The organism is Pseudomonas sp. 18.1.10, from assembly GCF_024655625.1.
In the GTDB taxonomy this organism is placed as follows: domain Bacteria; phylum Pseudomonadota; class Gammaproteobacteria; order Pseudomonadales; family Pseudomonadaceae; genus Aquipseudomonas.
The window spans coordinates 1-12,317 of the sequence record NZ_JANLGL010000166.1 but is presented as its reverse complement, the minus strand read 5'-3'; the positions used below and the strand labels follow the sequence as shown (position 1 = coordinate 12,317).

The 12,317-nt window shown below is 63.4% G+C and carries 14 protein-coding genes; 2 read left to right on the top strand and 12 right to left on the bottom strand.

From position 1 onward, the window contains the following. Positions 1-81: 81 nt before the first annotated feature. The 12 genes from NUV89_RS22455 to NUV89_RS22400 form a co-directional block, all read right to left on the bottom strand. On the bottom strand, positions 82-387 hold the full coding sequence (locus tag NUV89_RS22455) for a YkgJ family cysteine cluster protein (RefSeq protein WP_017735160.1): 306 nt from the start codon (positions 385-387) through the stop codon (positions 82-84). A gap of 54 nt (positions 388-441) precedes the next feature. After that, complete coding sequence (locus NUV89_RS22450) at positions 442-933, bottom strand: DUF2878 domain-containing protein (protein WP_257783033.1); 492 nt, start codon at positions 931-933, stop codon at positions 442-444. Continuing rightward, positions 926-2,197 (bottom strand): cyclopropane-fatty-acyl-phospholipid synthase family protein, encoded by a 1,272-nt coding sequence (locus NUV89_RS22445; RefSeq protein ID WP_257783032.1) that lies wholly within the window; start codon positions 2,195-2,197, stop codon positions 926-928. The genes NUV89_RS22450 and NUV89_RS22445 overlap by 8 nt, the downstream gene beginning before the upstream one ends. Continuing rightward, positions 2,184-2,993, bottom strand: coding sequence for a DUF1365 domain-containing protein (locus NUV89_RS22440; protein WP_257783031.1), 810 nt, complete (start codon positions 2,991-2,993; stop codon positions 2,184-2,186). Before NUV89_RS22440 ends, NUV89_RS22445 begins: the two co-directional genes overlap by 14 nt. Then, the gene (locus NUV89_RS22435; RefSeq protein WP_257783030.1) at positions 2,990-4,237 is read right to left on the bottom strand and encodes an NAD(P)/FAD-dependent oxidoreductase; all 1,248 of its coding nucleotides are present in this window, start codon (positions 4,235-4,237) and stop codon (positions 2,990-2,992) included. The genes NUV89_RS22440 and NUV89_RS22435 overlap by 4 nt, the downstream gene beginning before the upstream one ends. Further along, positions 4,234-5,016, bottom strand: a complete 783-nt coding sequence (locus tag NUV89_RS22430; protein ID WP_257783029.1) for an SDR family oxidoreductase — start codon at positions 5,014-5,016, stop codon at positions 4,234-4,236. The genes NUV89_RS22435 and NUV89_RS22430 overlap by 4 nt, the downstream gene beginning before the upstream one ends. Then, positions 5,013-5,435 carry a nuclear transport factor 2 family protein gene (locus tag NUV89_RS22425; RefSeq protein ID WP_257783028.1) on the bottom strand — a complete coding sequence of 141 codons (423 nt, stop codon included), beginning with the start codon at positions 5,433-5,435 and terminating at the stop codon, positions 5,013-5,015. Before NUV89_RS22425 ends, NUV89_RS22430 begins: the two co-directional genes overlap by 4 nt. Then, a complete protein-coding gene (gene phrB / locus NUV89_RS22420; RefSeq protein WP_257783027.1) occupies positions 5,428-6,873 on the bottom strand; it encodes a deoxyribodipyrimidine photo-lyase in 1,446 nt (481 codons plus the stop codon). Before phrB ends, NUV89_RS22425 begins: the two co-directional genes overlap by 8 nt. Then, on the bottom strand, positions 6,874-7,791 hold the full coding sequence (locus NUV89_RS22415; protein WP_257783026.1) for a MerR family transcriptional regulator: 918 nt from the start codon (positions 7,789-7,791) through the stop codon (positions 6,874-6,876). 3 nt (positions 7,792-7,794) lie between these two features. After that, positions 7,795-8,751, bottom strand: coding sequence for a DUF523 and DUF1722 domain-containing protein (locus NUV89_RS22410; RefSeq protein WP_257783025.1), 957 nt, complete (start codon positions 8,749-8,751; stop codon positions 7,795-7,797). A 109-nt stretch (positions 8,752-8,860) separates the two neighbouring features. After that, entirely contained in the window at positions 8,861-9,076 is a 216-nt protein-coding gene (locus NUV89_RS22405) for a TIGR02450 family Trp-rich protein (RefSeq protein WP_257783024.1), read from the bottom strand. Beyond that, positions 9,073-10,059, bottom strand: coding sequence for an NAD(P)/FAD-dependent oxidoreductase (locus tag NUV89_RS22400; protein ID WP_257783023.1), 987 nt, complete (start codon positions 10,057-10,059; stop codon positions 9,073-9,075). The genes NUV89_RS22405 and NUV89_RS22400 overlap by 4 nt, the downstream gene beginning before the upstream one ends. 212 nt (positions 10,060-10,271) lie before the next feature. On the opposite strand from NUV89_RS22400, the gene NUV89_RS22395 reads away from it, so the two are divergent. Together NUV89_RS22395 and hemH are read left to right on the top strand one after the other, a co-directional pair. Continuing rightward, complete coding sequence (locus NUV89_RS22395) at positions 10,272-11,171, top strand: TIGR01777 family oxidoreductase (RefSeq protein WP_257783022.1); 900 nt, start codon at positions 10,272-10,274, stop codon at positions 11,169-11,171. Between the two features lie 14 nt (positions 11,172-11,185). Then, positions 11,186-12,208, top strand: coding sequence for a ferrochelatase (hemH, locus tag NUV89_RS22390; RefSeq protein WP_257783021.1), 1,023 nt, complete (start codon positions 11,186-11,188; stop codon positions 12,206-12,208). Positions 12,209-12,317 lie beyond the last annotated feature (109 nt).

Sequence of the window (12,317 nt, the reverse complement as noted above, 5' to 3'; positions counted from 1 at the left end):
TCAGTCGATACATGCATTGGCTGACCCACCGCATTCGCGAGCAAGCCCGCTCCCACATTTGGATCAGCATTGGTCTGACGATCAGCGATAGGCCGTCGCAATCCCCTGCCGTTCCTCCAGGCACTCCGGCGCCCCCATCTCGAACTCCCGGCAAATCAACGGCCGCCGCTCATAGATGGTGCACATCATCGTGTCCCTATCCAGCGCCGCGCACCAGCCGTCGTCGAGGCGCAGCATCACTTCGCCGCCCCAATCGTCGGTGTCGATGTAACGCTCTGGTACCCCGGTGTCGGTAATCAGCAGCACTTCCAGCTGGCAGCAGCAAGCCGCGCACGTCGAGCAGGTGACGGCGGGTTCGGCGATTTGGGTGTGGGGAATGTTGGTCATAGGCTCGCAGTGTAAGGCAAGCCGGTGTTGCGCGTATGAATGCTCTGACGGGCGTCAGTGCGCCAGTTGTCGGGCGACCCAATGCAGCACGGGAAATAGCAGGGCCCACAGCAGCCCCAGGCCGATCACCGTCGGCGTGGTGCCGTAGCCGAAACTCACCCCGGCCAGTTGGCTGCCCGCGTAATACGACAATGGCCCGCCGACCGCGCCCAACAGGCTGGCCCGCCACCAGGGCCGTGCGCTCCAGGCCAGGCAATGGCGCAAGGTGGTCGCTAGCAGCGCCCAGAGCACGATCAGCCAGAGCGGAATCAACGGCCCGGGCATGCTGAAATGAAACACGCCAAAGGTGCGCAATGAGGTGTCGATCACCGTGCCCAGCAGGGTCACGGCGAGTATCACCTGGCCCTCGCGCGACCATGAACTGATCCACAGCAGATGCACGGCGAGTGCCGCCACCGCCACCAGCAACCAGCGGCTGTTGCCGCCCAGCACGCAGGCAAACCAACCGCACTGGAACAGCACGGCATTGGCCAGCGGTTTAAGCATCAAAACGCCCGAGCAGCGGCGGGTTGATTGCGGCGGGTTTGGCCAGCAGCAATTGTGCGGTACCGATCGTACGCTCCATAAAGCCCCCTTCGCAGTAGCACAGGTAGAATTCCCACAGGCGCAGGAAGTACTCATCGTAGCCCAGCTCGGCGAGGCGGCCATGGGCGCGGCGAAAATTCTCATGCCACAGGCGCAGGGTTCGTGCGTAGTGCAGGCCGAAGTCCTCCATGTGCAGCAAGTTCATGTCGGTGTCGCGGCTGACGATCTCGAGCATTTTTTGCACACAGGGCAAGGCGCCGCCGGGGAAGATGTAGCGCTGGATAAAGTCGACGTTGGTCTTCGCCTGCTCGTAGCGCTGGTCGCGGATGGTGATGGCTTGCAGCAGCATCAAGCCATCACCTTTGAGTAACTGCGCGCACTGTTTGAAGTAGGTGGGCAGGAAGCGGTGGCCCACCGCTTCGATCATCTCGATGGACACCAGCTTGTCGTACTGGCCGGTGAGGTCGCGGTAGTCCTGCAACAGCAGCGTCACCTGATTACCCAGCCCCAGGGCGGCAATGCGTTGTTCGGTGTAGGCAAACTGCTCCTTGGACAAGGTCGTGGTGGTGACTTTGCAGCCGTAATGCTGCGCGGCGTACAGCGCCATGCTGCCCCAGCCGGTGCCGATTTCTAGCAGATGGTCGCCGGGCTTGAGCGCGAGTTTCTGGCAGATGCGCTCCAGTTTGTTCAGTTGCGCTTGTTCCAGGGTGTCGTCGGCGGTGAGGAATTGCGCCGCCGAATACATCATGGTCGGGTCGAGGAATTCCTCGAACAGGTCGTTGCCGAGGTCGTAGTGGGCCGCGATGTTTTTCTGCGAGCCCTTGCGCGTGTTGCGGTTGAGCCAGTGCAAGCCCTGGGTCAGCGGGCGGGCCAGACGCGCGAGGCCGCCTTCCATCGCGTCGAGCACGTCGAGGTTGCTGACCATTACACGCACCACGGCAGTGAGGTCCGGGCTGCTCCAGTAACCGTGGATAAACGCTTCGCCGGCGCCGATGGAACCGCCGGCCGCCACCAGGCCCCACACCGCCGGATCGAGGATGTGGATTTCCCCCAGCAGGTGCGCTTCCCGGGCGCCGAAGACCTGGCGTTCGCCGTCTTCGATCACCACCAGCTGGCCGTGGCGCAGTTGGCTGAGTTGGCGCAGCACGGCCTTGCGCAGCAGGGCACTGGTCATGCCGTTGACGTTCAGGCGATGGGTTTTGACCGATAAGCTAGGGGTTTTCATGGCGGCGATCCTTGGTATACCCGACTGCAGTACGGGAGGCGCCATCGGCGGCTCGGTGGGGGAAAATCGGTGTGCGTTTGAGCAACAGGCGCAGGGCCTGCCAGTAAATCGCGAGGCAGGTCTTGGCGGTCATCCACGGGAAGCGCCACAGGTAGCGATGCAGGCTGGCGCGATCTAGGGCTTCTTGTTCCAGGCTCAGGGTGGCGTCGAAGACTTTTTGCGTACCCTGCCAGTCGGCCATGTGCACGCCGAGCCTGGCGGCGGGCGGGCTGAAGCTCATGCGGTATTCCAGGTCGCGGGGCAGGAACGGCGACACATGGAACGCCTTGGCCACGGCGAAATGCTGGTGTTCATCCGCGCCGAGGGCCTGGGCCGGCAGCACGTAGTGATAGCGCTCGCGCCATGGGGTGTTGGTCACTTCGCACAGGATCGCGGCCAGTTGTCCGTCGGCCTCGAAGCAGTAGAAGAAACTCACCGGGTTAAAAGCCAGGCCCCAACTGCGGGCCTGGGTCAGTAGGCAGATAACGCCCTGGGGTGTACGCCCCAGCGCCTTGCCGACTTCCTGGCGCACGGCATCGCTCAAGCTCATGCCGCTGCGCGTGAATGCGCGCAGGTAATCCTGCTGGCGGAAACCAAAGGGCGCAAAACGGCTGCGCCCGGCCAGGGGCGACAGCCCCAGCACGTGCTGTTCTTCGCTCAAATCCAGGTACAGCAGGCCGATGCGGTAGCGAAAGGCGTGGGCCTTGGGCGCAAACCGCCGATGGGCAATCCAGCCGCTATACAGGGCGCTGTTCACAGGCGTTCCCCAAAGGCGTCGGCTACGCGCAGGGCGCTGACCACGCCGTCTTCATGGAAGCCGTTGGCCCAGTAGGCGCCGCAATAAAAGGTATTGCGCACGCCGCAGACTTCTTGCCAGCGCGCTTGCGCCGCCACCGCCGCCAGGCTGTATTGCGGGTGGGCGTAGGTGTAGCGGGCGAGGATCTTCAGCGGATTGATAACTGCCGTCTGGTTGAGGCTGACGCAAAAGGTGGTGGCGCTGTCGATGCCTTGCAGAATGTTCATGTCGTAGGTCACGGCGGCCTGGGCCTGCGCATTGCCACTCAGTCGATAATTCCAGCTGGCCCAGGCCAGTGTGCGATCCGGCAGCAGGCGGGTGTCGGTGTGCAGCACCACGTCGTTGCTGGCGTAGGGCAGGGCGCCGAGGATCTCTTGCTCGGCTTGGCTCGGGTCGGCGAGCAACGCCAGTGCCTGGTCGCTGTGACAGGCGAACACCACGCGGTCGAAATGCTCGCTACCGGCCGGGCTGTGGATAACCACACCAGCCTCGTTGCGTTCGACTTTATCCACAGGGCAGTTGAGGCGGATCTGTTCGCGAAAACCTCGGGTCAGCGGTTCGATGTAGCTGCTGGAACCGCCCTCGATCACACACCACTGCGGGCGGTTGCTCACCGACAACAAGCCGTGGTTCTTGAAGAAACGCACAAAGAACTGCAAGGGAAAACCGAGCATGTCCGCCAGGGACATCGACCAGATCGCCGCCCCCATCGGCACGATGTAGTGGCGGATAAACCGCTCGCCATAACCACCGGCCTTGAGGTAGTCGCCCAGGGTCATGTCAGCGCTGATGCGCTGTTCCTGCAGGTCCAGCGGCGCCTGGCGGTTGAAGCGCAGGATATCGCGCAACATGCCCCAGAACCCCGGCGACAGAATGTTGCGCCGCTGCGCAAACAGGCTGTTGAGGTTGTTGCCGTTGTACTCGAAACGCTGCTGCTCATCGTGCACCGAAAAGCTCATCTCGGTGGGCTTGAACGTCACCCCAATCTGCCCCAACAGGCGGATGAAGTTGGGATAGGTCCAGTCGTTGAACACGATAAAACCGGTGTCCACTGCATAGCTTTTGCCTTCGACGCTGACGTTGACCGTGTGGGTATGCCCGCCGATGCGGTCGCCGGCTTCGAACAGGGTAATGTCGTGGCGACGGCTGAGCAGGTAGGCGCTGGTCAGCCCGGCGATGCCGCTGCCGATAATGGCGATTTTCACAGGCGGTCCTTCTGCGGTGGCGGGCTGCGCAACATGCGTTTGCCGATAATCAACTGCACGCGGCTGGGCAGTTTCGACAGCGGCCACAGGGTGGCGATAAACAGCGCGGGGAAGGCGATTTCCAGCGGGCGTTTGTCCAGCTTGGCGAAGATATGCCGCGCGGCTTTGTCGGCCGACCAGCTCAGGGGCATGGGGAAATCGTTGCGTTCGGTCAGCGGCGTTTCGACAAAACCGGGGCTAATCACCGTGACGTCAATGTTTTCCGGCGACAGGCTGATACGCAGCGCTTCGAACAGGTAACGCAAGCCGGCCTTGGACGCGCCATAGGCTTCGGCGCGGGGCATGGGCAGGTACGTGACCGCGCTGGCCACACCGACCAGGTGCGGCGTTTGCCCGGCGCGCAACAGCGGCAGCGCGGCCTCGATGCAGTAACTGCTGGCCAGCAGGTTGGTGCGCACCACGTGTTCGATGATTGACGAATCGAACTGCCTGGCGTCCACGTATTCACAGGTGCCGGCGTTGAGGATCACCGTGTCCAATGAGCCCCAGACCACGCCGATGTGCTCGCCGATCTCGCGCACCGTCTGGCTGTTGGTCAGGTCGCCGGCCACCACCAGCACTTGCCCCGGATAGCGTTGGGCGAGGGCTTCCAGCGGGCCTTTGCTGCGTGAGCTGAGCGCCACGTGGGCGCCGCTGTCGAGCAACTCCACGGCCAGCGCGGCGCCGATGCCACTGCTGGCGCCGGTCAGCCAATAACGGCGGGGCGGGGTGAGGTTCATGCCATTCTCCTTTTCAGCCAGCGGATGACGCGGCCGAGTAGCGGCAGGTGTTCGTAGAGCAGGGCGCCGGCGTCGAAGTAGTCGCGATGGTGGTAGACCTTGTCGCGCCACATCAGGTGCGAGCAGCCTTCCACGCGGATCAACTGGCCGTTGGCCAGGCGCGGGTGGCAGAAGCTCATCTTCCAGCGCAGGTAGCCTTCGCCTTCGGCGACCTGGTCGAAGCCGTGAAAGTCGAAGCGCAGCTGGCTGACATTGCTGTACAAGTCGGCAAAGTAGCGGTGCATCGCCGGCAGGCCGTGGACTTGATGCAGCGGGTCGGCGAAGGCGATGTCCTTGCTGTAGAGGTTATCCAGCAGGTGCAGGTTGTGTTTGTCCAAGGTGGCGAAGGCTTGGGCGAACCGGCGCAGGAAGTCACTCATGGATGCCTCCGGCCGCTTCGCGCGAAGGCAGGCTGCGGAAGGCGGCGAGGGCGCGTTCGCGGGATTTTTTCAGGTCGACGATGGCGCGCGGGTAATCCGCCACGCCGAACAGGCCGCCTGCTGCTTCGGGGTTGTGCACTTCCTTTTTATTCAGCGCGGCCAACTCGGGCAGCCAGCGCTTGATGAACACGCCTTCGCCGTCGAATTTTTCCGACTGGCTCAGCGGGCTGAAGATCCGGAAATACGGCGCCGAGTCGGTGCCGGTGGACGAGCTCCATTGCCAGCCGCCGTTGTTGGCGGCCAGGTCGCCGTCGATCAGGTGGCGCATGAAAAAGCGCTCGCCTTCACGCCAGTCGATCAGCAGGTTCTTGGTCAGGAACATCGCCACCACCATGCGCAGGCGGTTGTGCATCCAGCCGGTTTCCAGCAGTTGGCGCATGGCCGCGTCGATGATCGGCAGGCCGGTGCGTGCTTGCTGCCAGGCGGCGAGGTCCTTGGGCGCATCGCGCCAGGCCACGGCTTCGGTCTCAGGGCGGAACGCACGGTGACGCGATACCCGTGGGTAACCCACGAGGATGTGTTTGTAGAACTCGCGCCAGAGCAACTCGTTGATCCAGGTGATGGCGCCGATGTCACCGCTTTCGAACTCGCCCCGGTTGGTTTGCAACGCGGCGTGCAGGCATTGGCGCGGCGATACCACGCCAGCGGCGAGGTACGCCGAGAGCTGGCTGGTGCCGGGCTTGGCCGGGAAGTCGCGTTCGTCCTTGTAGTAGCTGATCTGCTGGTCGGCGAAGGCGTCGAGGCGACGGCGCGCTTCGTCTTCGCCAGCGGGCCAGAGGGCGCGCAGGGTCTCGCTGGGCGGCTCGAAACCGTCGACGGCCTGCGGAATCGGATCGCTCTCAATGTCGAGCTTCGCTTGGGCCTTGGCCGTTGGCACCAGGCGCGGCAAGGCGCTGTGCAGGCGGGTGTAGCAGACCTTGCGGAACTGGCTGAACACTTGGAAGTAGGTGCCGGTCTTGGTCAGCACGCTGCCGGGTTGGAAAAACAGTTGGTCGAGGTAGCTGTGGAATGTCACGCCGTCGGCGTCCAGGGCCTTGGCCACGGCGGCATCGCGGCGGCTTTCGTGAATGCCGTATTCCTCGTTGACGTGTACAGACGCCACTGCAAGTTCGCGGCACAACTCGCTCAAGACGGCGGGCGCCTGGTCCCAGGTCGCGGCGTGGCGGATCAGCAGGGGAATGTTCAGTTGGCCCAGGGTGGTGCTCAGTTCGCGCAGGTTGCGCAGCCAGAAGTCCACTTTGCACGGCGCATCGTCATGGGCCAGCCACTGTTCGGGCGTAATCAGGTAAACGGCCGCGATCGGGCCCCGCTGGCTCGCGGCGGCCAGGGCGGTGTTGTCGTGTAGGCGCAGGTCGGTGCGCAGCCAGATCAAATGCATTTAGACGATTCCACGCTGGATCAGGAGCTGATGGGCCGACAACGGGTCTTCGGCCACGCACAATTGGGGGATGTCATCGGTTAATACGGCCAACTCGGCCTGGTGGATGCATACCGTTGGTCCGGCAATCAGCGTCGGGCACTGCACGCCGGCCAGCAGCTTGCCAAGGGTCGGCAGATGCAGGGCCTTGCTCGAATACAGCAGCACGGCGCGCGGTTGCAGGTGTTCCACCGCCAGCGCCAGCTCGCCGGCCGGCAGCGGCCAGTCGAAGACTTCCACCGGGCAGTCGGCGCTGCTGGCCAGCCAGGCGCTGAGCCACAGGTGCGGCTCCAGGGGCAGGTCGGACTGGTTGACCAGCAGCAGCGGTGCGCCCTGGAGCTGGCGGTTGTTGTGATAGATGCGCGCGCCGAATTTGCTGCGCAGCCACGAGAGGAAAAACACCCGCTCCATCTGCGCGCCGAACTGGCCTTGCCAGCGCTGTTCCAGGTCGTTGAGCAGTGGCAGCAAAAGTTGCGCACACAGGGTGCGCGGCGGGTAGAGCGCCATGGCCTGGTTGAAGGCATCGTCGACCCGACGCTCGGCCAATTCGCTGATCGCTTGCACCAGCGTCTGGCGCAGGCTGTGCCATTCATTCTCAACGGCATCGGCAACGGGTTGGGCGGAGTCGATCAAGGTTTTCACCTGACCGACCGGCACGCCACGGTTGAGCCAGGTGAGGATGGTGTGGATGCGTTGCACGTGTTCAGCGCTGAACAGCCGGTGGCCCTTGGGCGTGCGCTGGGGCACGATCAGGCCGTAGCGGCGTTCCCAGGCGCGCAGGGTCACCGCATTGACGCCAGTCTGGCGCGCCACTTCGCGGATCGGCAGCCAGCCGTCGGCGAAGGCTTGGGCGAGGTCTTCTGGAGGGGCAGCTTTCATGGGTTAGATCGCATTACGCAGGCTGAGGTTTTCCGGGTGCGGTTGCAGGTAGGCCTGCTGCGCGATGTAGCGGTCCGGGTGTTGGCGAAAGTGATGCTTGAGCAAGGTCAAGGGCACCACCAGCGGCACGATGCCGTGGCGGTATTGGCCGATGACGGTTTGCATTTCCTGCTTGTCGTCGGCGCTGATCGCCTGTTTGAGGTGACCGCTGATGTGTTGCAGCACGTTGGTGTGGGTGCCGCGGGTGGCGCACTGGGTCAGGCCGGTCATCAGGTCGCTGAAGTAGCAGTCGGCCAACTCATCCAGGTTGACGTCCTTGGCCATGCTGCCCAGCAAGTGGCCGAGGCGCTTGTAGTGCGCCGGGCTGTGGGCCATCAGCAAGTATTTGTAGCGCGAGTGAAAGGCCAGCAGGCGGTGGCGGCTCAGGCCGTCGGCGAGCAGTTGCTGCCAGCTGGCGTAGACAAACACGCGGGTCAGGAAGTTTTCCCGCAGCACCGGGTCATTCAGCCGACCGTCTTCTTCCACCGGCAGGTTGGGATGCTGCGCGCAGAACGCCTGGGCGTAGATGCCGCGCCCGCCACCGTCCACGGGTGTGCCGTTTTCGCGGTAGACCTTGACCCGTTCCAGGCCGCAGGACGGCGATTTCTGCATGAAGATGTAGCCGCACAGGTCAGTGTGTTGCTCGGCCATCTGCAGGCCGTAGTCGTGCAGGGGCTCGGTTACGTTCAGCTCGCTGTGTACGGTGCCGACGGCTTGCGGGTGGGCGGGGTCGCCCACCAGGCGGATCGGCTCGCGGGGAATGCCCAGGCCGATGGCGACTTCGGGGCACAGTGGCACAAAGTCGAAATAGTCAGCGAGGGTCTGGCTGCACAGCAGGGATTGTTTGTGCCCGCCGTTGAAGCGCACGTTTTCGCCGAGCAGGCAGGCGCTGATGGCGATCTTCGGTTTGGTGCTGGACATAGGCAAACCCCGGCAAGATTCCTGTACAAGATATTTATCTTGTACAACTAAATCTCATCATAGGTTCGATGTTGTGCAAGTCAAATTATTTGTACAGGTTTTGCTTGCGCTACTGCCAGCCAATCTTCCAGTCGTCGGCATTTTGCAGGGTTTGCCACGTCAGGCGCTCGGCGCGGCGGGTCATCACGGCTTGCAGTTCGATTTCCAGCACGGTGCCTTCATCGTCGCGAAACAGCTCGGTCACCAGGAAGTGTTTTTCCTTGTTCCGAGGGTGCGCTGCCGTCCATTTGGACAGCAGCAATTTGGCGGGGTTGATGCGGTTCATTGCAGGTGCTCGATCAGGCGTCGCGCCACTTCCTGGCCGCTGAGCCATGCGCCTTCCACGCGCCCGGACAGGCACCAGTCACCACACACGTACAGGCCCAGGTCCGCGTCGGCGAGCACGCCGAACTCATGGCTGCCCGACGGGCGCGCATAGAGCCAGCGGTGCGCCAGGCTAAAGGACGGCGCGGGCATGGCGCTGTGCAACAGTTCGGCGAAGGCGCCGTGCAGGTGCTCGATTACGGCTTCCTTGGGCAAGTCCAGGTGGGCCTTGCTCCAGGTGCTGGTGGCGTGGAGCACCCAGGTGTCGAGGCTGGCGTCGCGCCCCGGCTTGCTGCGGTTGCGGGCCAGCCAGTCGAGGGGGCTGTCTTGCACGAAGCAGCCTTCCATCGGCGTGTCCAAGGGCGTGTCGAACGCCAGGGCGATGGCCCAGGTCGGGTCCATCTTCACTCCGGCGGCGGCGCTGGCCAGCTTGGGCGCAGCGGCCAGCAGGGCGGTGGCCTGGGGCGCGGGTGTGGCGATGACCACATGGCTGAACGGGCCGTGGTTGCCGCCGTCGGCGTCGAGCAGGTTCCAGTGTTGGGTGCCCTGGAAGACTTCGGTGATGCGGCAACCGAACGTCACCGGCAAGTCGTCGAGCAGCGCGCGGGTGATCGCACTCATTCGCGGTGTGCCGACCCAACGGATCTGTTCATCGGGGGAGGGGGTGAGTTGGCCGGATTTGAAGTTGTACAGTTGGGGTTTCCACTGCGCGGCCCAGCCGTTGCTTTGCCAGCGCTGCACTTCGTTGACGAAGCGCCTGTCGCGGGCGGTGAAGTATTGCGCGCCCATGTCCAGGGCGCCGGCATCGCTGCGCTTGCTGGACATGCGGCCGCCACTGCCGCGGCTTTTATCGAAGAGTTGTACAACGTGCCCCGCGTCTCGTAACGCTCGGGCGGCGGAGAGACCGGCGATGCCGGTGCCGATGATCGCGATGGGAACAGTCATGGGAGGCCTCGTTTTACCGTTGGGTACAGACTACGCCGACACCAATAGCTGTACAATATTGTTTTTTGGTATAAGTTTTGGCGTACCTGTTCTATACGGTGTGACCTATGGTTAAAGCAGAGGCTTAAGCCAGCGTTACGCCCGATTACAAATGATCCCTGCCTTTAAAATAGACCAGTGATCGGCAGCGAACGTTACATGAGGAGCGTCCCATGCATATTTTGCTGACCGGCGGTACCGGCTTGATCGGCCGCCAACTTTGCCAACACTGGCTGGCCCAGGGTCATCGCCTGACCGTGTGGAGCCGCCACCCGGAACAGGTCGCCAAGGTCTGCGGCGCTCAGGTGTCGGGAGTCGGCCGCCTACAACAGGTTATCGGCCCGGTGGACGCGGTCATTAACCTCGCCGGCGCGCCCATTGCCGACCGCCCGTGGACCCACAAGCGCAAGGCGTTGTTGTGGAGCAGCCGCATCGGCCTGACCGAAACCCTGCTGGCGTGGCTGGACAGCCTGGCGCAAAAACCGGCGGTGTTGATCTCCGGTTCCGCCGTGGGCTGGTATGGCGACGGTGGCGAGCGCGAATTGACCGAAGCCAGCGGCCCGGTGCAAGACGACTTCCCCAGCCAGCTGTGCGTCGCTTGGGAAGAAACCGCCCAGCGCGCCGAAGCTCTGGGCATGCGAGTGGTACTGGTGCGCACCGGCCTGGTGCTGGCCGCCGAGGGCGGCTTTTTGTCGCGCCTGTTACTGCCGTTCAAATTGGCGCTGGGCGGGCCGATCGGCAAGGGTCGGCAGTGGATGCCGTGGGTGCATATCAAGGATCAAATCGGCCTGATTGATTTTCTTCTGCACAACCCACAGGCCAGCCGTCCTTATAATGCGTGCGCGCCACACCCGGTGCGCAACCGCGAGTTTGCCAAGACGTTGGGCCAGGTGCTGCACCGCCCGGCGTTCATGCCCATGCCGGCGTTTGCGTTGAGGGTCGGGTTGGGCGAGTTGTCCGGGTTGCTGTTGGGCGGGCAGAAGGCCGTGCCCGAACGGCTGCTGGCGGCCGGTTACACTTTTCAGTTCACTGAGTTGCGCGCGGCCCTGGACGACTTGTCCAGCCGCCTCTAGCCATAGGATGTTGCATGACGGATCACGCGTTATTACTGGTCAACCTGGGTTCACCGGCGTCCACTTCGGTGGCCGATGTGCGCAGCTACCTCAATCAGTTCCTGATGGACCCTTATGTGATCGACCTGCCGTGGCCGGTGCGGCGCTTGCTGGTGTCGCTGATCCTGATAAAGCGCCCCGAGCAGTCGGCCCACGCCTACGCGTCCATCTGGTGGGACGAAGGCTCGCCGCTGGTGGTGCTCAGCCGTCGCCTGCAACAACAGATGACCACGCAGTGGACTCACGGCCCGGTGGAATTGGCGATGCGCTACGGCGAGCCGTCGATTGAAACGGTGCTGACCCGTCTCGCCAGCCAGGGCATCCGCAAGGTCACCCTCGCGCCGTTGTACCCGCAGTTTGCCGACAGCACCGTGACCACGGTGGTGGAAGAAGCCCGCCGTGTGCTGCGTGAGAAAAAACTCGACCTGCCGTTGGCGATCCTGCAACCCTTCTACGATCAACCGGAATACCTCGACGCCCTGGTGGCCAGCGCCAAGCCACATTTGCAGCAGGATTACGATCACCTGCTGTTCAGCTTCCACGGCTTGCCGGAGCGGCACCTGCAAAAACTCAACCCTGACCACACGTTCGACGGTGCCACCGATTGCTGCGCAAATGCCTCGGCGCAAGTACGCGCCACCTGTTATCGCGGGCAGTGTTTCAGCGTGGCGCGGGATTTTGCCGCGCGTATGGGCTTGCCGGCAGATAAATGGTCGGTGGCCTTCCAATCGCGCCTGGGCCGGGCGAAGTGGATCGAACCCTACACCGAAGCCCGCCTGGAAACCCTGGCCCAGCAAGGCGTGAAAAAGCTGCTGGTGATGTGCCCGGCGTTTGTCGCCGATTGCATCGAGACGCTGGAGGAGATTGGTGATCGCGGGCTGGAGCAATTCCGCGAGGCGGGGGGCGAGGAGTTGGTGCTGGTGCCGTGTCTGAATGATGATCCGCAGTGGGCGAAGGCGTTGAATGTCTTGTGCGAAAGGGCGTCAGTTGAGCTGTAACTGAACCTGAAGCAGTCCAAATGTGGGAGCGGGCTTGTGTGGGAGCGGGCTTGCTCGCGAAAGCGGTGGGTCAGTCAGCGCATGTAGCGACTGACACTCCGTATTCGCT